This window comes from Myxococcus sp. MISCRS1 (assembly GCF_026626605.1).
GTDB classification, from domain to species: domain Bacteria; phylum Myxococcota; class Myxococcia; order Myxococcales; family Myxococcaceae; genus Myxococcus; species Myxococcus fulvus.
On record NZ_JAPNKB010000001.1, the window covers coordinates 9,847,482 to 9,868,819 of the forward strand.

Here is a 21,338-nt window from a genome sequence, read left to right on the forward strand (position 1 = left end):
CCCGCCCCTCATTGCCGGAACGAGGGGGGCGTCATTAACGTCCGTCGCCACTTCCGGTTGGACCGGAGGGGCACCGCGTGGGGAGGACCCGTGAAGAAGTCCCAGCTCGTTGCCGCGCTCGCCTTGCTGTCGTCTCCGGCCCTCGCGGCCACGCCGCCGGAGGGAGTGGAGTTCCAGCCGCGCCGCGGCTTCTACACCGACACCAACGTCGGCGTGTTCTTCACCGTGGGCGGTGAGAACGCGTACTCGAACGCTCAGACCTACCTGCAGCTCGGCATCGGCTACGACCTGACGGAGCGCATCTCCCTGGGCGCGCACTTCGGCATGGGCTCGTCCGCGCAGAACTGCTTCGCGGGCTACCTGCCGGGCACCGAGACGTGCTCGCTGTCCGACAACTTCACCATGCAGTTCCTGGACGTGTCGGCCGCGTACCACGTGCCGCTGATGAACCGGCTGTACCTGACGCCCAAGCTGGTCGCGGGCTACACGCGCATGGACCCGGCGCCGGTGGACCCCGACGAGAACGATCCGGGCCGCGCCGTCAGCTCGCCCAACGCGGGCGTGGGCGTGGGGCTGGAGTACGCCACGGGCATGGACCACTTCACCGTCGGCGCGGACCTGCTGGCGCGCTACGTCATCGGCCCCAACATCACGTCCTTCGCCATCTTCCCGAAGGTGAAGTACACGTTCTGAGCGTGGGCTGAGGGCTTCACGGGAAGAAACGCCGGGGCCGTCGTTGTCCCGGCATGTCCCCTGGAAGGTCCCTGCCTCCGCGCTGGCCGACGCGGGGGCTCGTGCTGTTGTCGATGTGCGGGGTGCTGGGCGTCCTGTGGGGGCTGTCCTCGCGCATCGCGCCCTCCCGGCCTGGAGGACCGCTCCCCGTGTCCCCGGCCTGTGAGGGCCTGGAGGTGGACCCGCGCCCCCAACATCATCCCGCGTCGTCGTGGCGGCCATGTGGCGAGGGCTGTCAGGAGCTGGCACCGGACCCGGGCTCGGGGCACCGGTACTTCGCGCTCTTCGGCGCGGCTCGCGATGGGACGCGGATGCTGGGCTACTCCCAGGTTCGTGACTCCGCGCTGGAGCTGCGGGTCGAGAACCTCTCGCTGGGGCAGGTCCTGTTCCTCGCCCGCGTGCTCGATGGGGCGAAGGGCTGCGACTTGCGGCTGCGGGACCTGCGCACGGACCAGGCGCTGTTCGAGGGCAACGCCGTCGATGGGCGCACGCGTCCGCGAAGCCTCATCGGCGTGTTGTTCGAGGGCGCGGGCGCTTCGGTCCGGGTGTGGCCCCGGCCCGAGGGCGCGAGCCCCCTGGAGGCCATCCTGGGGCCTGGATGGATGGCGAGCACCCCCACGCGTCGCCGGGTCTGGAGCGCGCGCTGGGAGGGCGACGGCGGGCCCGTGGAGGCATGGAGCGCGCCGGACCGGACCGTGGCGGCGCACCTGACCGTGGGCGGCGACGCGCTGCTCTTCAGCGCGTTGGACGAGGGCCGCGCGTCGCTGTGGTCCTGGAGGGAAGGGGAGCCCGCGCAACCGCTCGTGGTGCCCTCGATGGGCGGCGGAGCGGCCTGTCCCCGGACGGATGGCGAGCACCTGGTCTGGTTCGAGGGCCACGGCTACGACGCCGAGCGCCACGCCTTCACGCGCATGGACCTGATGACCTCTCCGCTGGCGCACCACGCGGAGGACCTGCGCCCGAGGCGTCTGCGCGCCTCGCGGCAGGACTTCCTCACGGAGGTCTCCGCCGTCGTGGGCGGAGGTCACGCGCTGCATCTGGAGACACGCAGAGGCGAGCCGCAAGGGACGCTGGTCCTCACGCGCCTCTCCGATGGCGCCACGTGGCACCTCCCGCCGAGACCCGGCTTCCACTGGGGCGCGCCGCTCTACGTGGACGCGGAGGAGCTCGCGGTGGTCGAGGACGCACCCGAGCGAGCCTTCGCCTCGGGCGAGCTGGGCCCCGGCGAGTCCTGGACGGTGGTGCGCCGCACGTTGGCCTCGCTGGGCCCACCGGACCTTGAGCCGGTGACGCCTTCGGGCATGGATGCCTCGTGCAGCGCCACGTCCGACTGAGAAGCAGGCCAGTCGGGCCCCGCGAGACCCGGTGCCTCGTGGGTCGAAGCCGTGGACCAGGAAGCCACCCGGAGCCTGCGGCCGGCGATGCCCCTCGAGGCGGAAGGCCCGCCCCTGGAAACACGAAGGGCCCGCTCCCAGGAAGGAACGGGCCCTCGTGCATCAAATCAACTCAGCGCGACTACTCGGCCTCGGCCGCGCGGTCCTCGCGCTTGCGGTCGCGCTCGGCGCGGTAGCGCTCGCCCACGGAGAGGGCCTTCTTGCGCATGCGCACGGACTTGGGCGTCACCTCGACGAGCTCGTCGTCGGCGATCCACTCCAGGGCCTTCTCCAGCCCCATCTCGCGCGGCGGGACGAGGATGACGTTCTCGTCGCGGCCGGCGGCGCGGATGTTGGTGAGCTTCTTCTCGCGGCAGCAGTTCACGTTCAGCTCGGACGGGTGCGAGTGCTCGCCGATGATCATCCCCTCGTACACGGTGGTGCCCGCGCCCACGAAGAGCTGACCGCGCTCCTGGATGCTGAACAGCGCGTACGGCACCGTGTCGCCCAGGCGGTCGGAGACCATGGCGCCGTTCTGGCGCTTCGCGATGTAGCCGAACCACGGCTCGAAGCCGTCGAACTGGCTGCTCATGATGCCCTCACCGCGCGTGATCGTGAGGAACTCCGAGCGGAAGCCGATGAGGCCACGCGCGGGGATGCGGAACTGGAGGCGGGTGCGCCCCGAGCCCAGCTGCCCCATGTCCGTCATGCGGCCCTTGCGCGTGCCCATGCGCTCCGTCACCGAGCCGACGCTCGTCTCCGGCACGTCGCAGAACACCAGCTCCATGGGCTCGTGCAGCACGCCGTCCACGGTCTTGGTGATGGGCTCCGGGTTGGAGGCCGTCAGCTCGTAACCCTCACGGCGCATGTTCTCGATGATGACGGCCAGCGCGAGCTCGCCGCGGCCCACCACGCGGAACGCGTCCGGCGTCGCGGTGTCCTCCACGCGCACGGCCACGTTGCGGTAGGCCTCGCGGTACAGGCGCTCGCGCAGGTTGCGCGACGTGACGAACTTGCCTTCCTTGCCGGCCAGCGGTCCGTCGTTGACCTTGAAGATCATCATCATCGTGGGCTCGTCCACGGTGATGCGCGGCAGCGCCACGGGCTTCTCCGGGTCGCCGAACGTGTCGCCGATGGACACGTCCTCGATGCCCGCGATGGAGACGATCTCACCCGGGCCGGCGTCCTGGATTTCGACGCGCTTGAGGCCCGAGAAGCCGTACAGCTTGACGATCTTGCCAGGCTCGACCTTGCCCCCCTCGCGAACGACGGAGATGGGCATGTTGGGCGTGAAGCGACCTGCCTGCACGCGGCCCACCGCGAGACGGCCGACATAGTCGTCGTAGTCCAGGTTGGCCACGAGCAGCTGCGGCGTCGTCTCCTGGGAGGCCGGCGGGGGCGGGATGTGGTTGATGATGGCGTCGTACAGCGGCTCCAGCGTCGTGCCCGGGACGTCGAGCTTCGTGGACGCCTGCCCCTGACGGGCAATCGTGTACAGCACGGGCATCTCGAGCTGCTTATCGTCCGCGCCCAGGTCGATGTAGAGCGAGTAGACTTGGTCCAGCACCTCGGGGGCGCGGGCGTCCTGACGGTCGATCTTGTTGATGACCAGCACCGTCTTCAGGCCCATCGCCAGCGCCTTGCTGAGCACGAAGCGCGTCTGGGGCAGGGGACCTTCGGCGGCGTCCACCAGCAGGATGACGCCATCGACCAGGCGCAGACCACGCTCCACCTCACCACCGAAGTCGGCGTGACCCGGGGTGTCGATGATGTTGATCTGCATGCCCTTGTAGGAGACCGCGGTGTTCTTCGCGAGAATGGTGATGCCCTTCTCGCGCTCGAGGTCGTTGGAGTCCATCACCCGTTCGGCGACGTGCTCGTTGCTACGGAAGGTGCCCGCCTGCCGCAGCAGGTGATCGACGAGCGTGGTCTTGCCATGGTCAACGTGGGCGACGATGGCGACGTTACGGATGTTTTCGCGAGGAATCATACGAACCGAACTGAGGTGAAAGGGCGGGGGGGATGCCCCGAGAAAGACAGGTCTCCCGAACCCCACCGGAACCCGGAAGGCGGGGGCTTATATGCCGTGAGTGCGTCCCCTGCAATGAGCGTGGACGGCCCCCGGGCGACTGGACGGCCGGCACACCCCTCCCGACAGGGGCTCCCAGGGGGGCCTTGTCACCCCGTCGTCACTCTCAGGAACCCGTGGTGGGGGCCCGGACGGACGCAGCGAGGGGCCGGCCAGCGGAGGGCCCGCCCAGCCGCTCCCGGAGGAAGCGCTCGACGCGGACCTCGACCAGCCCCGGGGCCTCCAGGGGGGCGGTGTGGGTGCCGTCGGGGATGAGGACCAGCTCGGCCTCGGGGATGCGGGAGGCCATCTTCCGCGACAGCCACCCCGGGGTGAACTTGTCCCGGCCTCCGGCCACCACGAGCGAGGGCACGTCCACGTGGAGCAGGTGGTCCCACGCGCTGTGCTCGGACAGCGAGTCCAGCGTGCGCACGAACACCACCGGGTCCATGCGGGCCAGGTGCTCGAAGTAGGGGGCCAGGTCGTTTCGCGCGATGCGCTCGCGGTTCATCTCCAGGGAGATGGCCAGCTGCACCGCCAGCTCCGTGCGCAGGGCCGCGTGGATGAGGCGCGCGGACTGCTCGGGGAAGCGCTCCACCACCCGGCGCAGGGACGGGAAGAGCTTCTTGAGCACGTTGGAGTCATGGAAGGTGTCGAGCGGGTTGCCGTAGCTGCCGCAGATGAGCACCAGCCCCGCGACGCGGCTGGCGTAGCGGCGGTGGAACTCCAGGGCCACCTGCACGCCCATGGAGTGGCCGAAGAGCACGGCCTTCTCCATCCCGGCCGCGTCCATCACCCGCTGCAGGTCGTCGCAGGTGTAGAGCATGCCGATGCGCTCGCGGTCCTCGGGGATGCCCGAGCGGCCGTGCCCGCGGTAGTGCCAGCGCAGCACGCGGTGGCGGCGCGACAGGTACGGGGCCAGGTACTTCCAGGCGAACCCGTCACAGCCCAGGCCGTCGCACAGCACCACGCCCGGCTCTCCGTCGCCGGTGACCTGGTAGTACAGGTCGGCGCCGTCGGGGACGCGCAGGTAGTCCTGGTGGAAGTAGACGGCCTCCGCCTTCATGCCTCCACCTCGGCCTCTTCGTCCTCGGGCAGGCCCCGGTCCAGCCCGTAGCGGGCGATCTTCAGGATGAGGTTGGAGCGGCTGATGCCCAGCTCGCGCGCCAGCCGGCTCTTGTTGTTGCGCGTGCGCAAGAGGCCCTGGTGGATCATCTCCCGCTCCAGCGCCTCCACCGCCTCGTGCAGCCGGCCGTGCGCGCGCGGCGGGATGAAGGGGCCACCGCCAGGCACCACCGCGTCGCGGATGCGGCTGGAGAGCAGCTCCGCGGGGAGCATCTCCAGGTCTCCGCCGAGCACGAGCAGCCGCTCGATTTCATTCTCCAGCTCGCGGATGTTCCCCGGCCATGCGTAGGCGCCCAGGATGGCGAGCGCCTCCGGGGACAGGCCTCGCGTGCGCTGGCCCTCGCGGTGGTGCTTGCGCAGGAAGTGGTCGATGAGGACGGGCAGGTCATCGCGGCGCTCGCGCAGCGGGGGCAGCTGCACGCGGATGACGTTGATGCGGTAGTAGAGGTCCTCGCGGAACTCGCCGCGCTTGACCAGCTCGCCCAGGTCCTTGTGCGTGGCGGCCACGACGCGGACGTTGACCTCCTTGTGGTGCGTGCCGCCCACGGGGAGGAAGGTGCCCTCCTGAAGCACGCGCAGGAGCTTCACCTGGAGGGCGGGGGACATGTCGCCCACCTCGTCGAGGAAGAAGGTGCCGCCGTCGGCGACCTCGAACAGGCCCTTCTTGTCGCGCAGCGCGCCGGTGAAGGCGCCGCGCGTGTGGCCGAAGAGGGCGCTCTCCAGCAGGTTGTCGTTGAAGGCCGAGCAGTTCTGCACCACGAAGGGCTGGTCCTTGCGCGGGCCGTTGTGGTGGATGGCGCGCGCGACCAGCTCCTTGCCGGTGCCCGACTCGCCGTTGATGAGCACGGTGGAGTCGGAGTTGGCCACCTTCTCCATCAACCGGAAGACCTCCATCATCGGCCCGGAGCGGCCGATGATCTTCTCGAACCGGTAGCGCTCCTGCACCTCGGGGGATGGCGGGGGCAGCTGCTCCTCGCGGCGGGCGAGCTCCGACTCGTGGTTGGCGATCTCCAGCGCGGCGAACTCGAGCAGGTCGGACAGCTTCGCCAGCTCCGCGCCGTCGAGCACGGGGACGCGCTCATCGGCGCGGTCCAGGTCGGAGAAGGGCGGGGCGAACTGGAGCAGGCGTGAGCGCAGCACCTCCACCTCACGCGCGTTGAGCATCTGGCGGGAGAAGCCCTCGACGAAGAGGCAGCCGGCGTACTCGTTGTCGACGTAGAGCGGGGCGCCCACGATGCTGAAGTTGAGGTGGCAGTCGTGGAAGAGCGAGCGGCGCAGCTTCTTGTTCCCGCGGAACTTCTCGTGGAGCACGCGCACGGACTGGCTGCAGCGGCGCAGGCCCTCCCTCGAGAACAGGGCGATGCGACAGAACGGGTTGGGAGGCGGGGAGATGTCCCCCCGCTGCCACTCGTGCACCACGCCGTGGCGATCCGCGAAGGAGAGCTCCATCTGCCACCACTTGCGGATGACATCTCTCAGCATGATGATGGTGTGCAGGCTCTGGTGCTTCTCGAAGTCCATCCCTACCTCCGTCCGGCCCCGCGCTCCGGGGAGGGACCGGGCCGTCGGAATCGCGTTTCTCCCCTCTCTTACCCCAGGACCTGGCTGTATCCTCACTTCTCTCTCCCGTGACTACCTCCACTCACACACGCGGCGGGGCGGGGCATGGGCATGACCACGGCCATGGGCATCACCACCATGGGCATGGGCACGGCCATGGGCACGGTCCCAAGCGGGGGGGCCTGGCGGAGGAGCGGCGCAAGGACCGTCGGCGGCTCATCTTCGCGCTGGTGCTGACGGCGACCATCGCGTTGGCGGAGGCGGTGGGGGGCTGGCTGACGCACTCGTTGGCCCTCATGTCGGACGCGGGTCACATGTTGACGGACGTGTCCGCGCTGGCCCTGAGCCTGGTGGCGCTGTGGTTCGCGGGCAAGCCGGCGGACGTGAAGAAGACGTACGGCTACTACCGGATGGAGATCCTGAGCGCGCTGCTCAACGGCGTGCTGTTGCTGGGCATCACCGGGTTCATTCTCTACGAGGCCTGGGAGCGCTTCCACTCGCCGCAGCCGGTGGACGTGAAGCCGATGGCGTTGGTGGCCACGGTGGGTCTGGTGGCGAACCTGGGGGCCTTGGGGTTTTTGCATCGCACACACTCGATGAACGTCCGTGGCGCGTTCCTTCACGTGCTGGGGGACACGTTGTCCTCGGTGGGCGTGTTGATTGGCGCGGGCATCATGGCGTTGACGGGGTGGTTCGTGGTGGACCCCATCATCTCCGCGGTCATCTCGGTGGTCATCGTGGTGGGCGCGGTGCGGCTGGTGCGGGACGCGGTGGACGTGCTGATGGAGGCGGTGCCCTCGCACGTGGACATGCCGCAGGTGCGCGAGCTGATGCTGCGCGTGCCGGGCGTCACGGCGGTGCACGACCTGCACGTGTGGACGATCTCCAGCGGCGTGTACGCGCTGTCCGCGCACCTGGTGGTGCTGGACCCGATGGTCTGCAACAACGACGAGATTCTCTCGGCCGTGAAGCACGACCTGTACGACAAGTTCGGCATCGACCACACCACCATCCAGATAGAGAGCGAGAGCTACGCCCATCTGGGTGAGGTGCACTGAGGGCGGTCGGCGCGTACGAGCGCGAAGTCAACCGAATATCATGACAGACCGGATGGGTACGGTCTGGCGCGTGCTGGGAATTGCCAGCGCGATAGAGCGGCGTAGGGGTGTCACCGCAAGAGGTGGCATTGGCCGTCAGGATGGACGACGAGGCACTGACCACCCCGGAGTGCCTCACCCCGCGTCAGCGCAGTCGCTGCCTTGCCTGTCGCGGCGGCAATGCATCAGAGTCGCCGCATGCTCAACGCAGGCGCCCTCGTGCTCGCCGCCGTGCTCACTGCTTCACCCACGAACAAGGCCGACGTGGACCTGGATGGTGACGGCACACGCGAGCACCTCACGCTCGATGTAACGAAGCCCGGCGCCTTCCGGCTCACCGTGGGCACAGCCATCACCGAAGGCGAGCTGCCCGGAGTGCGCGGCATCACCGTGCTGGACCTCGACAGCAGCGACAAGCAGCGCGAGGTGCTCGTCCACGGCGAGTCACGCTTCCGCCTCTTCCGCCAGGAGGGCACGGCGCTCCGGGAAGTGCCGCTGCCTCCCGGAGTACCGAGCGCCTCCGGCAATGGCATCCTCCTGTGCGACGTCCCCATGTCCGACGGCTGGGCTCGCCGCGACAAATACCTCTACGACGCGAAGCAGCCGGGCTTCACCGAGGTGCCGCAGGAACTCTACGCCGTGGGCCGCGACCTCCCGCCTCCAGGGTGGGTGTCGCTCCAGCAGACGCCCGGCAGCAAGGACGTCGTCACCCTGGCCGGCCCCGAGCATGCCCTCTCGCTGCACGCCTTCAAACCAGACCCCGCGGACCGTGATGGCGGCTGGTACCTCGCGGGACTCGCGCGCAAGTCCGAAGACGCGCTCGGCTGGGTTTCCGCCCGGGAGCTCCGGAAGAAGGTGAGCGTCGACGACGGCGCGATGCTCGGGGCCATCGTCGTGTTGCCAGAGCTCTACGCCTCGGGCGCCAGATCGAAGGTCGCCACCTCCTTCCCGCTCCTGCGCACGCGCCAGGACGACGCGGAGCCCGTGGCGAAGCTGCGCGCGGGCAGCACCGTCACCCTGCTGGCCACGGACGGTACGTGGTATCTCATCCAGTCGGAGACGCGGCTGCTCGGCTGGGCCCGAGCCGGTGCGCTGTCCGCACTGAAGAAGGCCCCGGTGCCCGACAAGCGCGCCCAGCTCTCCACCCTGCAGCACCGCCTGCGCGCGGCGATGCCGAAGCCCACCGCGAGCGGAGACTGGCGACCCGACGCCGCGGGACTCATCCTCGAGAACGAGTACGCCAGCACACTGGACACCTACCACTTCTGCCCAGACGGCCGCCTCGTGCTCGAGTTCCTCGTCGACGACTACAAGAAGCACGGCACCTGGACGCTCGACAGGGACACGCTGAAGCTGGCCTTCACCCGCGAGACGAAGCAGCTCGGCGTGGGCGAGCCCATCGGGCCTCCGGAGGGCGTGGAGGGGGTGCGCCAGTACCGCGAGACCACGCCGCACGAAGCCACCCTGGCCGAGACCCAGACACTCGACTGGAACGAAGTGCTGGAGGACGTGAAGACCCCTTCCTCCAGCTACAAGCCGAGGCGCGGCAACCCGAGCTGCCGCTGAACGCAGACGACACACCCGGGACGCCAGGTCACACTGCCAACAGCGACCGCGTCGATAGACGCCTCGCGTCCACACGGCAGGCGCGCATTCTCCTGGCACCGCTGGAAGTGCACGCAAGGGATTGCGTACGTTGAGTCCGCCATGGTCGAGCGTGCTCAAGAAATGCGGAGTCCCGCCTCGAACGTCGACGAACTGCGCCGCCAGTTGGAAGGAGGGATCGAGTCCATCGAGTCTGCCTCCTCCAGCTACGCGCGGCTGGTGAGCGCGCTGCGCCGCTCGAAGTGGCGCGCGCTGCTATGGGCTCAGCCAGCCCTCGTGGCCGAGGTGCTCGCCCAGGACGCCGCCTGTGTGGAGGCACTGGAGCGGGGCCTGCGCCGCGCGGAGCAGGAGCGATGCGCTCCGCTCCGTGTCGCCACAGGACCCCACCTTCCTTGTGTGCGTGCCTCAAGCGTTCCCGACGCGGCGAGCGAAGCTCGGTCAGGCACACCCGTCGCGACGCGGCTGTGGCTGTCTGCCACTCGGACCGAGGGGAGCGCGCGCGGGCTACCTCGCGCTAGCGCTTCTTCGTGCAGCGGGCGTCGGGACGGAAGGGCAGGGCATGCAACTCGCGCCCGGTGCTTTGCTCCGCGGTGAAGAACACGTCCCAGCCAGAGCGGATGAAGTCGCGGGGGGAGGAGGAGGCCGGGCCTGGCGCGACCTCGTCGAGCGCCCGCGTGCCAGAGGCCGTGCCGTCACTCACCCAGGGTTCGGCCCCACGTCCTGGCGTCGTCGCGCTGAAGAACAGCCAGTCCTGAAGGGCCGTCACGCTCGCGGGAGCGGCCCCCTGGGCTCCGGGCACGATGTCCTTGAACAGCCTCGTGCCGGAGGCCGTGCCGTCGCTCATCCACAACTCGCGCCCGTGCGTGCCATCATCCGCGGCGAAATACAGCCTCCCTCCGGCGACCGCCAGGGCGGTGGGCTCCGACCCAACTGCACCCGGGCGCACGTCTTTCACCCGCCGCGTGCCCTCTGTCGTGCCGTCGCTGACCCAGAGTTCCTCACCCTCGGGCAGGCCCGAGCCCGCGCTGAAGTATAGCTTGCCGTGAAGCGCCACCAGGTCGTGGGGAACTCTCCCTGGGAAGAAGCGGAGGTTGCGCGTGCTCGAAGCCGTGCCCTCGGTGACGTAGAGGTGAGCCCCGCCGTCGTTGAGGTCCACCAGGAAGAAGAGCTTCCTGCCTACCGACTTCATGCGAAAGATGAGCGCGTCCTCCGTGAGCGTGCCGTCGTGGACTTTGAGCATCGGAATGATGCTTGTTCCGCCGTCGCTGCGTACCAGCCAGTTCTCATCCCCCATGCTGATGACGAAGAAGAGAGATCCGTCGTGGACGATGAAACGGCGCGGGAAGGAACTCGCCTGTCCGGGAGCGATGTCCTTCACGCGATAGGTGCCCGCCTCGGTGCCATCGCTCGTCCACAACTCGTACCCATCCGTGCCATCTGGAACGACCGAGGAGAAGTAGAGCCGGTTCTTGTAGGCCACCAACGTCTGGCCCTCACCGAAGCTTGCGTCGATGGGGAGCACCCGCTTCACCAGGACGGTGCCCGCCTCGGTGCCATCGCTCGTCCACAAGGCGCGGCCTCGCACGTCGTCATCCGCGACGAAGAAGAGCCGGTCCCCCACCATCGTGAGCTCCGTGGGCCCCGAGCTCTCCAGCCCTCGCGCGATGTCTCGCACCATCACCGTGCCCGCGCCCTCGGTACCGCTGCTCATCCAGAGCTCGGTGCCATGGACGCCATCGCTCGCGGCGAAGAAGAGAACGCCATCCCCGTGGACGAGGTCGTAGGCGTAGACGCGCGCCGAGCCGAGATTCCTCAGCCTGCGGGGCGTGAAGCCACAGGGCGCCCACTCACGACGGCTGAGCGCCGCCACCTCCAGGCTCTCACTGGATGGCTCGGCCTCGTCGGCCATCGACGGCGCGCAGCCCACCAGCAGGCCCAACGGGAGGAGAAGGCACCCAAGGGCTTCATCATGGCTCGCTGTCCTGTTCTGGAGTCCAACCCGTGTATCGAGATGAATGGCATCGACGGCGCTCGCTGTCGGCGCCGGGCTACTCGTCATGGAAGCTTCCTCGTGCCGGGCCTTGGCTCGAGGGTGAGCGGCAGGGCGGGCGAATCCTCGATCTCGGCATCGTGGCCCACCCGAGTCCCCAGCACGAAGTGGGGCAGGCCAGGCGTCGAGCTCTCCCCCGCGCCGTATATCGCGAGGAAGCGGTTGCCTCCGTAGGCGACCGCCGGTCCGAAGGCCTGTGAGGTGTCATTTCCCGAGACAGGGAAGCCCGCTGGGTCCCACGTCGAGCCATCCTCGCCGAGGCGCGTCCCCCAGACACGGTGCGAGCCTTCACGCGTGTCATCCCAGACGACGAGGGACTTCGAGCCGTGGTGGGCCAGCCGAGGGTCCCGCTGTTGTCCTGGAGCCACGGAGACGTCGAAGCCCGCGGGAGTCTCGACCGAGCCATCCCGGCGCACGAGCGCACCGCGGATGTTGGCGTCCATCCCCTCGAGGTCGGACCAGACGACCTGGAACCTGCGCCCGGTCCACGCCACGTCCGGAGTCACCTGGAGCCCTGGAGACGTGGAGATGGCGAACCCGGTTCCGTCGAGGATGATACCGCTCTCGCTCACCCTGTTGCCGTAGATGTCGTTCTCGTCCTCCGTGTCACCACGGGCGTCGGACCAGACGACGAGGAACTGCTGCGTGCTGGGGTTCCAGGTGACGGCGCTGTCGAAGGCGAAGGCGAACCCCTGGCTCACGGTCTCGTCCGGAGAGGGCTGGACGACGCCCTCACGGCTCACCCGCTTGAAATGGATGACGGACTCATCCGTGCCGATGACCGTGAAGGTCACCAGGCAGGCCTGAGGGGAGCATGCGATGCGGACGGGGCCGAAGGTCTCACCCGAGCTGATGACGGAGAAGACCTTCCCCTTCACTGTACCGTTCGTCCCGACGCGGATGCCTTCGATGCCACTGCCCGTCTCCCAGACGACGAAGAAGTGGGTGCCATCAAAGGCGATGGCGGGGGCGCGGCCCCTCGACGTCCCCACGTTGATGCGGATGCCTTCGGGGTCCAGCACGGTGCCGTCCCGCGCCACCCGGGTGCCGTAGATGCCTCCCTGGCGAATATCTCCCCAGACCGCGAGGTATTTGCCACCACCCGAGGCGACCGCCGCACCACTGCGGGCCAGCGGCGCCGCCTGGAACGCCTTGTTCGGCGCATGCCTGTTCGCGAGAGGGGACTCCTCTACCGCGCCCGGCTTCTCTCGAATCGTCGTCTCCCCCTCCTCCCGAACGGGTCCACATCCCGCATGAAGTGCACCCGCCAGGATTGCGCTCCCCAGGACCATCGTCCACGTGCGTCGCATGGGCCCTCCCGTTCCGTGACTCCGCGAAGGTGGGGGCCGTGCGGCGCCTCGGGCCATCCGCCCGGGGGAGGGCAACAAGGATGAATTTCAGCGACGGGGCATCCCCTTCAACCGATGCCTCGACCTGGTTCCGCCTGTGCTCGCGGCGACGTGCGAGGGACTCGCTTCAGCCGAGAGGGAGGGACAGGTAGCCGAGCGGCTGGTCGGAGTCGCCGCATCGAGCATTCCGGACACCGCTCGCGGATGGACACCCTCGGCTGCCGCGGAATCGAGTCAGTGTCTCCTGCGGATGAACCTGCCGCCCCCGCGTGTGCGGGCACAGCTTCGGCTTCATGCGGCTGCGCGGCTTCTACCGTGGCATCTGCTTGGTGCCGTAGGGTTTCGATATGCTGGCGACGTGAGCGAGGCCCATGACGTGTCGCGGAGCGCCCGCATCCTGGAGCAGTGGTTGCCGCGCGTCCATGCGAACCCCGAGGACGAATCCACGCGGCTGGTGATGGCGGACCAGTTGCTGGAGGTGGGCGACCCCCTGGGCGAGTTCATCGTGCTCCAGTGCTCCGCCGCTCCGGACCCGACGCGCATCGACGCGTTGCTCGCGAAGCATGTCCGGAGCTGGGAGCTGTCCCTGGGGGGCCTCGTCGAGCCTGGGACGACCCGGTTCGAGCGGGGCTTGCCCGTGGCGGTGCGGATGTCGGGAGAGGCGGCGCGTCGGATTCCCCCCGAGCCAGGACCGGCCTGGTGTTCGGTGCGGGAGATCGACTGGGTGGGGCTCGCGTGGTCTGTGGTCCATGGACAGTGGCTCGCGCATCCGCACCTTCGGGGCGTGACAAGGATGCGGAGCGTGGAGCTGTTCTGGGCCCGGTTGATGGGGCAGCCGCCTGGCGTCACTCGACTGGAGCTGTGTGGGCCTGTCGTGCCCCAGGTGCGCGGCACGCCCGTGGCGGCGGATGTGTTCGACAGGCTGGCCCTGCTGCCGAGCCTGTCGTGGCTGGAGCTGCGTGACGCGCACCTGGACGATGTGAGCCTGTGCGCGGGATCCAGGCTGGCGACGAAGCTGGCGCGCATCGACATCGTCGGGCAGGGACGTTGGTCGCTCACGGTGAGGCCGGGCGCGGAGGTGCCCATCGAGGCGACGCTCCTGAGCGAGCGGGCCATCGATGATTTCGAGCGGGTCCTGCGCGCGGCGGAGGGGTTCGGGTCCCGGGGCCTGCGGGTGCGCCGGGAGCACAGCCTCGATGCCGTGCGCGTCGAGCGCCTGCGCCGGGCCGCGTCTGGGTTCTCCCACGTGGAATGGATGTGAGCGTGTCCACGTCGCGGTAGAGTGGTGGTGTGGAAGACAGCGTGTTGGGTCACCTGGAGCGCGCCGCGGAGTCCTTTGCCCGGTACGACGAAGACGAGGCGCTCGGCGCCCTGTTGGCCGCCTGGCGGGTGTGTCGCTCACCGGCGCTGGTCAAGCTGTGTGAGGAGGTCGAGCAGCGCCTGGTCGCGAGTCGTCTCGACGCGGAGGGCAACGAGAAGCCGTCGCCGGACGGGACGCGGGAGGTCACTCCCAGAGCCATGGCGTCGACCCTCGTGTCGGAGACAAGGCGGTCCTCGACACTGGAGATGTTCTACCTCGACCAGGTCCTGCGGATGTCCCCGAACCCGCAGCTCGGGCCCGCGCTGGTGAGCCTGTCCGGGCGGCCCGAGTTCCAGGTTCCGCTGAACCTGACGAAGCTGTGTCTGGCGCTCAAGCACGTGGGCCCGCCCTTCGACATCGCGCCGCTCCAGGCGCTGCAAACCAGACTGGCGCCGGACAACGAATCCGCCGGTCGGCTCGCCTTCATCATCCGGATGGGGCGTGAGTGGGTGCCTCCGGTCCTGGGTGCGCGCGCCGAGGCCGTGCTGCGGGACGTGCGCAACGCGCTCGACGCGAGAGGGGACCACGAGCGGCGCCGCGCGAGCATCCGGGAGCAGTGGCTGCCCCAGGTCTACGCCCAGCTCGACGACGATGCCGCGCGGCTGGTGATGGCCGATGAGCTGGTGGCCCTTGGAGACCCCTGGGGCGAGTTCATCGTGCTGCAATGCTCGCCCGCTCCCGATGAGGCCCGGGTCGACGCGCTGCTCGCGGCGCATCGAACGAGCTGGGAGGAGCCTCTGGGGCTGCTCGTCATGCCGGGCACGACGCGTTTCGAGCGAGGGTTCCCAGTGGCTGTCCAACTGGGTGGGAGAGCCACCCTTCAACCGCCCTGGCCCGAGCCGGGCGTCGCGTGGAGCACGGTGCGGGAGATTGATTGGGGCGGAGGTTTCGACAGGGAGTGGTTCATGCATGCGCACCTGCGCGGTGTCCGACGGATTCGTCGGATGGCTTTCGCGGCGGCGCACGACCTGGACCTCCATCCTTCCGTGAGCAGGCTGGAGTTGTGTGAGTGTGGAGGGCACGGGGCCCATCTGGTCGCCGGGCCTGGGGTTGGCTGGTCGAAGACGTTCGAGAAGCTGGCGCTGCTGCCGAGCTTGTCGTGGCTGGAGCTCCGCGACGCGGACCCGGTGGGCCTGCGCCACTGCGCCAGCTCGTCCCTGGTGAGGAAGCTGGAGCGCCTGGATGCCGACAGGCAGGCCGCATGGCGGCTGACGGTGCGGCCCGCGGAGCAGGTGCCCATCGAGGCGACGCTGGTGAGCGAAGAGGCCGTCGGCCGTTTCGTGGACGTCCTTCGCGCGGCGGAAGGATTCGGGACGCGAGGGCTTCGCGTGCGCTGCGAGCGCAGGCTCAAGCCCTGGCAGATGCAGGAGCTGAAGCAGGCCACGGAGGCCTACGCTCACGTCGAGTGGGGGTGAGGCCCGCTGGGCCCAAGGACAATTCATCTGTCCGGTGGCGGACTGCCCTCCCGCGCTCGCTTGAGCAATGTCTGGCAATCCCTACCATCTCCAGGTGGAGGTCCCACGCCCATGGACACCCGACTCGATCTCCTGTCCCGCGAATACCTGGAGTCGCCTCACGCTCATCTCGCGGAGCTGCGACGCCGTGGCCCCGTCGTCCAGGTGGACCCCGGTGGCATGTGGCTCGTCACCCGCTACGACGAGGCGCAGCAGGTGCTCAAGTCCGCGAGCCTCTTCTCGTCCCAGGGGCTGCGATTGACCGCGCAGCCGCCGTGGCTCCAGCGCGTCAACCCCTTCGCCGACTCGCTCCTCTTCCTGGATCCGCCCCAGCACGGGCGACTGCGCGCGCTCATCAGCCGTGCCTTCACTCCCGCGGCGCTGGCACAGTTGGAGGCCCGCCTGCGCGGGGTCGCCCGGCGGCACGTGGCCGACATGATGGACAAGAAGCACGTGGACTTCGTGGACGCCTTCGCCATGCCCATTCCCGCGACCGTGATGGGCTGGCTCCTCGGGCTGGATGCCTCGTTGCAGCAACACTTCATGCGCTGGACCCATGTCCTCGTCACCATGAATGGAGTCCAGCCGGAGGGCGCAGTGGAGATGGAGCGCCAGCACCGCACCCTCGATGAGATGGAGCGGTATTTCCAAGGCGTGCTGGACGAGCGGCGGAGCGCTCCGCGGGATGACATGGTCAGCGACCTGCTCCGGGCGCGGATGGACGGGGTGGCGCTGACCCATCACGAGTTGATGAGCTTCCTCTTCCTGCTGCTCGTCGCGGGGCTGGAGACCACCGTCAACCTGCTCAGCCAATGCGCGCGGGTGTTCTTCCACCATCCGGAGCTGCTGCTCCGCCTGCGCAAAGACCCCACTCTCATCCCTCGCTTCGTCGAGGAGACCCTGCGCTACGAGCCCAGCGTGATGTCCACGCTGCGCCTGTGCACCCAGGACGTGACGCTGGCCGGAGTGGAGCTGCCCCAGGGGGCCCTGGTCCTGGTGTCGCTGGCCTCCGCCGCCCGCGACGAGAAGTATTTTCCGGACGGCGACCGGTTCATCCTGGAGCGGGAGGGCCCGCCGCGCCTCTCCTTCGGACATGGGGCCCACTACTGTCTGGGGGCCATGCTCTCGCGGATGGAGGCGCGCGTCGCCCTGGAGGAGCTCGTCTCCCGGGTGGAGCGGCTGGAGCTCCGCACGGAGCACATCGACTGGACGACCTCCCTCATCGTCCGTGGGCCGGTCACGCTTCCCGTCGAGGTCTTTGCTCCCGCGACGGGACAGCCCCTGCCGGCGCGCCTCGCGTGACCCAGGACCTGTCCGCCAGTCTCGTCACCCTGGGGAGCCTGGAAGGGGAGGGGAGACCAGTTCCAGTGGTCGGACGAAGCGCGGGCCGCGAGGGAGGGCGGGGTGGGTGGGGCCCAGGGCCAGGATGGCCACCAGGGTGATGAGCGACTGCTGCTCCCAGCTCAGGGCCCCTGCGGAACGTAGCGCAGGCGGGTGCCTCCGATGCCGTGCTCGAGGAGCACCTGCTCGAGCGGGGAGGAGAGGTCTCCGCCCGTGGCGGTCCGCTTCAGTTGGTCCTTCTGTCGGTTCTCGACCTTCGTGGGCGGGTGGGCGGCCTTGTTCGCGAAGAGATTTCTCTCGGACTCCTCTGCCTTCCGTCCTGCCTTCGCGGTGCCTCCGCCGGTCATCGGATACAGGCCGTCGTCCGGGAGCATGTCCGCGAATTTGTGGGTTCCGTTGGCGATCTCCTGGAGACTCAGCACGCTGTTGAAGATGACGGAGCGGTGCCGGGCGGGCTCAGCGACCATCCAGGTGACGAGCATCTCCCTCAGCAGGTTGTGGAAGCTGGCGAGCGCGTCCGGAGGATCCTCGGCGGGGTTCTTCACCATCGCCAGCATCGCCTGGGCGAGCACCGGGTCGTCCACGCTCTCTGCTGCCTGCAGATGGGTCAGTCGCTTGAGGAACTCGGGATAGCTGACCTTGTGCTCCGCTCCGGCGTTGCCGGGCGTTCGCAATCCCTGCTGGTTGGGGTTCTCGTCGTAGGCAATCGGCGCGCCATGTCCGAGAACGATGAACTCTCCCTTGAGCAGGCTCTTGCTCGGGCCCTTCACGCCAATGGGGACCCTCCCGGAGCCCACCGGCAGGTGGAGCAACTTGCTTTCTGTCTTTTTGCTCTCCGCGACCTCGCGCAGGCCCTGGGCCGCCGAAGCCCACCAGATGAGCCCGTCACCACTGGGCGTCAGCTCGCCAGTGCTGACGGAGCGGGTCCGGCCGGTGGGATCTTCGGATATCGCGGAGTCGATGACGTTCACGTCAATGGGGGCCCCGGGAGTGTCGGTTCCAGGCTTGACGTGGTCATGGAGCCTGTTGGCCGCGCCGCCCAGCGCCAACGAGGCCCTGGCGCTCTCGTTGTCTGGGGGGAGGGTCGGCTGTTCACGGAGCACGGGGCGGCTCTTGATGGCTTCGATTCGCGCCTTGAGCCTGAGGCCCGCCATCTCCTCCTCGCTACCCGGAGGCGCCTCTTTGGCCATCCACGCCCCGATGTTCTTGGACAGGGTGTTGAGCTTGGGGAGATAGTTCTTGAGAACGTTCTTGCTCGCGGCGGGCGGACCCTCGCTCAGCATGTCGAACTGCGCTTGCAGGTCCCCTGGAACCAATGCGTCTCCCGGCTGGGGCACGTGATGGTTGGCGCGAAGCAGCCCGGTGGCGCCGTCGTAGATGTTGTTCGTGGCGTCATCCCAGATCTGGTGCTCCAGCAGTCCCGGAGGAATCAGTGCGAGGTCGGGCGCCGGGCCGGCGTAGGCGGTGTCCTCCGGGACGACGCCCGCTCCCTGCCTTCGCCATTCCATCCGCTGGATGGGCGCGGCGGAGCTCGGTGCGCCCGGGTTGAGCGAGGTGCCGACGCGCGACAGCGCCCGCACGCGAGGACTCTGGTCGAGCTCTCCCTGACGCGCTCTCAACTGGCTGACGTGGGGGGAGTCCGTCGTGTGCCCCGCGCGCATCACGGGCTGCCTGGCGCGCTCGTGGGTTGACCGGGCCATCTGGGTCCGCATGCGGGGCTCCTGTCCATGCCACGTGGAGGCCAGGGATTGTGGAGGGCCCCCCGGGGCGAAGGAAGGAGCGGGGACGTTCGGCCCTGTCCCAGGACTCGCTGGGGCGGTGGGATGCACCACCGCTGACCTTGTCAGGTCCACGAACTCCATGACGGGTTCGAGCGCGAGTGGAGGACGGAGGGCTGACGAAGCCGCGTGGGCGGTGGCCCCAGGGGCGGGCTGAGGGTAGCGTGACCGTCCATGCGTCACACTCTCATCGTGTCCTTGTCGGTCGTGCTGTGGGCGACGGGCTGTGCCCATTCGGGGGCTCCGTCACTCCCCGCGAGTCATGGACAGCTCTCCCTCGCGATGGCGTACCAACTGGACCCGGAAGGCAATCCGCGCGAGGCCTCGGAGCTGCCACCCGCGTCGTTGTTCAACCCGGGGGCGAAGGGAGGCGTCGCGCCGGAGAGGGCGCGTGAGGCCTTCGCCGAGGCCGTGGCGCTGTTGAAGGGCGCGCCCACGGAGGCGCAGGTGCGGCAGGCCTCCGCGACGCTGTCGGCCGCTTGCGCCGTCGACCTGTTCGACGCCTGTGAGTTCCTGCTCACGAACTTCCAGCCCGTGAAGCGGGTGGAGGGGCCGTCGATGCCGGACATCCCGAGGGAGGCTTTCCTCCTCCGCAAGCCGCAGGTGGTCGTCCTCCGGGGCCGGGTGGACACGGACGGACGCGCGCGGGAACTCCAGGTCGTGGAGTCTCTCTTCCCGAAGTTCGGCGAGGAGCTGGTGAAGGTCTTCGCCGCGACCCGGTATCAACCGGCCATGCTCGCGGGGCATCCCATCGCGACCTCGCGCCTCTTCCGGATCCAGTTCCAGATGCCCCTCGAGAACCGGACTCCCGAGGCGGAGCTGGAGTGGGTCCGGATGCGCGTCGCCCGCTTCCCCGGGAGCGCCGACGCCTGGTCGCACCTGGCGAAGTTGCTGGGCTCACAGACTCCCGAGGCCCCTGGCTATGTCGAAGCGCTCGAGCGGTTGAACGCGTTGGCACCGACGTACTGGTGGGCCGCGAACGAGCTGTCATGGCACTACGTCCAGGCGGGGCGCCACGCGGAGGCGGAGCCGAGGGTGCGGGTGGCCCGGCAACTGGCGCCGCGCAACGCCTATGTGCTGGAGACCTCCGCCGCGGTCCTTCGGGGGATGGGGCGGTGCGAGGAGGCGCTGGCGGACCAGCGGCAAGCCGTGGCGAGGCTCCAGGAGCAGTGGCCGCGAGAGGAGCGGGAGCGGTTCGAGCGCACCCTCGCGGACTACCAGCGGGACTGCCCGGGTGGGTCCCCGCCCGCGCCGAGTCCTGTCGCGCCCTGAATCGCCGCGTCGTCGTCCTGCCTCACGCGACCTGGCTGGTGCCGAATTCTCCCGGCGCCGCCTACGCGTGAAGAAGGAAGCCGCGAGCGCCGGGTTGCGAGGATGCGCGGTTCGATGATTCCTCTCATCCGCGAGCGCCCCGGCCCACGTCGCGGGAGGCTCCCGCTTCATGCTCCACCGCATCGGGGAGGTGGGGTCGCCATGGCGAAGCTCTCGCTGCCTCGCCTCGTCGCGGACGTGCGTGGCGTGACAGCCGCGTGGCGGTTGGAGATCATCTCGTGAGCCCATGCACCTCCGCGCGGGCGCCGTGAACCCTCACGAGGTCATCCAGCGATGCACACCGTCATTCAACGGGTCGAGTCAGCACGGGCTTTGGAGTCGCATGCGGCGAGGCCGGTCGCGCAGCGCTTCTCCGCGGGAGGGAGCGCGTTGGGGATGCTGGCGGAGCGCCTCAATCAGCGCCCCTCGGTCCAGGCGCAGCTCCAGCGTCAGCGCGCGTACGACGGAGGGCCTCGCGCGGCGCCGGTGCAGCGGATGTCGTGGGGCGGGAGCGGCGTCGTCCAGCGCGAGGGTGACAGCGACAGCGAGGACGTGGTGGACGCGGACCCGTCGAAGTACGCGGACTTCGATCGGAGGGCGCATGAGGAGTTCCTGCGCAACCCCATCTATCAGCAATGGGTGCAGTCGATCCTCGAACAAGGCTCGGTCAATGTCAGCACCGGGAACACGGACCCATATGCCCCGCTCGCGGCCTGGCGCCCGCTGGCCCGGCAGATTCTCATCCAGGAGCGGGTGACGCCGTCGCCCCGGCGCGCCAGCATGATGGCGTTCGAGATGACCAATGCCTTGCAGACGCCGCGGACGGACGCGTTGAAGGCGCGGGCGCTGGCGGGCGAGTTCGAGGACCCGTCCGATGTGAACGCGGGAGAGACACGCTATGCCCACGAGGCGGAGCGCTCCGAGTACGACGGCCTGTCCATGCACCACCAGATGATGGCGCATGGCATCCAGAACCTGGGATGGCCCGCCGCGCTCGACACCTACGGGCCGAAGCTGCAGGAGGGTGGAGTCTGGGACACCTTCGAGAAGTACCTGGCGCAGCAGGAGCAGCGCGGGCACACGAACATGCATCGCTCCAACTACAACCAGTGGCGCGCCCCCTGATACCGGGGGG

At 69.0% G+C, this 21,338-nt stretch carries 15 protein-coding genes; 9 read left to right on the top strand and 6 right to left on the bottom strand.

Annotated features, from left to right (window positions below; all coding sequences use genetic code 11):
- Positions 1–90: 90 nt before the first annotated feature.
- Positions 91–693, top strand: a complete 603-nt coding sequence (gene cglE / locus OWM54_RS39635) for an adventurous gliding motility protein CglE (protein ID WP_141323891.1) — start codon at positions 91–93, stop codon at positions 691–693.
- A gap of 53 nt (positions 694–746) precedes the next feature.
- Positions 747–2,066, top strand: coding sequence for a hypothetical protein (locus tag OWM54_RS39640; protein WP_267700680.1), 1,320 nt, complete (start codon positions 747–749; stop codon positions 2,064–2,066).
- 181 nt (positions 2,067–2,247) lie between these two features.
- On the opposite strand, the gene typA is transcribed toward OWM54_RS39640, so the two are convergent.
- The 3 genes from typA to OWM54_RS39655 form a co-directional block, all read right to left on the bottom strand.
- Positions 2,248–4,095, bottom strand: coding sequence for a translational GTPase TypA (typA, locus tag OWM54_RS39645; RefSeq protein ID WP_223747304.1), 1,848 nt, complete (start codon positions 4,093–4,095; stop codon positions 2,248–2,250).
- Positions 4,096–4,300: 205 nt separating this feature from the next.
- A complete protein-coding gene (locus OWM54_RS39650; RefSeq protein ID WP_223747305.1) occupies positions 4,301–5,239 on the bottom strand; it encodes an alpha/beta fold hydrolase in 939 nt (312 codons plus the stop codon).
- Entirely contained in the window at positions 5,236–6,819 is a 1,584-nt protein-coding gene (locus OWM54_RS39655) for a sigma 54-interacting transcriptional regulator (RefSeq protein WP_223747306.1), read from the bottom strand. The genes OWM54_RS39650 and OWM54_RS39655 overlap by 4 nt, the downstream gene beginning before the upstream one ends.
- Positions 6,820–6,926: 107 nt before the next feature.
- Between OWM54_RS39655 and OWM54_RS39660 the strand changes: the two genes are divergently transcribed.
- Both OWM54_RS39660 and OWM54_RS39665 read left to right on the top strand, forming a co-directional pair.
- Positions 6,927–7,916, top strand: coding sequence for a cation diffusion facilitator family transporter (locus tag OWM54_RS39660; RefSeq protein WP_267700681.1), 990 nt, complete (start codon positions 6,927–6,929; stop codon positions 7,914–7,916).
- A 237-nt stretch (positions 7,917–8,153) separates the two neighbouring features.
- A complete protein-coding gene (locus OWM54_RS39665; RefSeq protein ID WP_267700682.1) occupies positions 8,154–9,521 on the top strand; it encodes an SH3 domain-containing protein in 1,368 nt (455 codons plus the stop codon).
- Positions 9,522–10,074: 553 nt separating this feature from the next.
- On the opposite strand, the gene OWM54_RS39670 is transcribed toward OWM54_RS39665, so the two are convergent.
- Positions 10,075–11,469 (bottom strand): ELWxxDGT repeat protein, encoded by a 1,395-nt coding sequence (locus OWM54_RS39670; protein ID WP_267700684.1) that lies wholly within the window; start codon positions 11,467–11,469, stop codon positions 10,075–10,077.
- 146 nt (positions 11,470–11,615) lie between these two features.
- Positions 11,616–12,920: a hypothetical protein gene (locus OWM54_RS39675; RefSeq protein ID WP_267700685.1), complete on the bottom strand. Its 1,305-nt coding sequence runs from the start codon at positions 12,918–12,920 to the stop codon at positions 11,616–11,618.
- Positions 12,921–13,317: 397 nt separating this feature from the next.
- Here OWM54_RS39675 and OWM54_RS39680 point away from each other — a divergent pair, with 397 nt between their 5' ends.
- The 3 genes from OWM54_RS39680 (at position 13,318) to OWM54_RS39690 (ending at position 17,075) form a co-directional block, all read left to right on the top strand.
- Entirely contained in the window at positions 13,318–14,220 is a 903-nt protein-coding gene (locus OWM54_RS39680) for a TIGR02996 domain-containing protein (protein ID WP_267700686.1), read from the top strand.
- 41 nt (positions 14,221–14,261) lie between these two features.
- On the top strand, positions 14,262–15,734 hold the full coding sequence (locus OWM54_RS39685) for a hypothetical protein (RefSeq protein WP_267700687.1): 1,473 nt from the start codon (positions 14,262–14,264) through the stop codon (positions 15,732–15,734).
- 111 nt (positions 15,735–15,845) lie between these two features.
- Entirely contained in the window at positions 15,846–17,075 is a 1,230-nt protein-coding gene (locus OWM54_RS39690) for a cytochrome P450 (RefSeq protein WP_223783720.1), read from the top strand.
- A 161-nt stretch (positions 17,076–17,236) separates the two neighbouring features.
- Here the strand turns inward: OWM54_RS39690 and OWM54_RS39695 are convergent, their stop codons facing one another.
- The gene (locus tag OWM54_RS39695) at positions 17,237–18,826 is read right to left on the bottom strand and encodes a hypothetical protein (protein WP_267700688.1); all 1,590 of its coding nucleotides are present in this window, start codon (positions 18,824–18,826) and stop codon (positions 17,237–17,239) included.
- 240 nt (positions 18,827–19,066) lie between these two features.
- Between OWM54_RS39695 and OWM54_RS39700 the strand changes: the two genes are divergently transcribed.
- Together OWM54_RS39700 and OWM54_RS39705 are read left to right on the top strand one after the other, a co-directional pair.
- Positions 19,067–20,164, top strand: a complete 1,098-nt coding sequence (locus OWM54_RS39700) for an energy transducer TonB (RefSeq protein WP_223747317.1) — start codon at positions 19,067–19,069, stop codon at positions 20,162–20,164.
- A gap of 333 nt (positions 20,165–20,497) precedes the next feature.
- Positions 20,498–21,328, top strand: coding sequence for a hypothetical protein (locus tag OWM54_RS39705; protein ID WP_223747318.1), 831 nt, complete (start codon positions 20,498–20,500; stop codon positions 21,326–21,328).
- Positions 21,329–21,338 lie beyond the last annotated feature (10 nt).

Coding starts and splice junctions, on each gene's coding strand:
- OWM54_RS39640 (WP_267700680.1), top strand. CDS start 747: ATGTCCCCTGGAAGGTCCCTGCCTCCGCGCTGGCCGACGCGGGGGCTC.
- typA (WP_223747304.1), bottom strand. CDS start 4,095: ATGATTCCTCGCGAAAACATCCGTAACGTCGCCATCGTCGCCCACGTT.
- OWM54_RS39650 (WP_223747305.1), bottom strand. CDS start 5,239: ATGAAGGCGGAGGCCGTCTACTTCCACCAGGACTACCTGCGCGTCCCC.
- OWM54_RS39655 (WP_223747306.1), bottom strand. CDS start 6,819: ATGGACTTCGAGAAGCACCAGAGCCTGCACACCATCATCATGCTGAGA.
- OWM54_RS39665 (WP_267700682.1), top strand. CDS start 8,154: ATGCTCAACGCAGGCGCCCTCGTGCTCGCCGCCGTGCTCACTGCTTCA.
- OWM54_RS39670 (WP_267700684.1), bottom strand. CDS start 11,469: ATGGCCGACGAGGCCGAGCCATCCAGTGAGAGCCTGGAGGTGGCGGCG.
- OWM54_RS39675 (WP_267700685.1), bottom strand. CDS start 12,920: ATGCGACGCACGTGGACGATGGTCCTGGGGAGCGCAATCCTGGCGGGT.
- OWM54_RS39690 (WP_223783720.1), top strand. CDS start 15,846: ATGGACACCCGACTCGATCTCCTGTCCCGCGAATACCTGGAGTCGCCT.
- OWM54_RS39695 (WP_267700688.1), bottom strand. CDS start 18,826: ATGCGGACCCAGATGGCCCGGTCAACCCACGAGCGCGCCAGGCAGCCC.
- OWM54_RS39700 (WP_223747317.1), top strand. CDS start 19,067: ATGCGTCACACTCTCATCGTGTCCTTGTCGGTCGTGCTGTGGGCGACG.
- OWM54_RS39705 (WP_223747318.1), top strand. CDS start 20,498: ATGCACACCGTCATTCAACGGGTCGAGTCAGCACGGGCTTTGGAGTCG.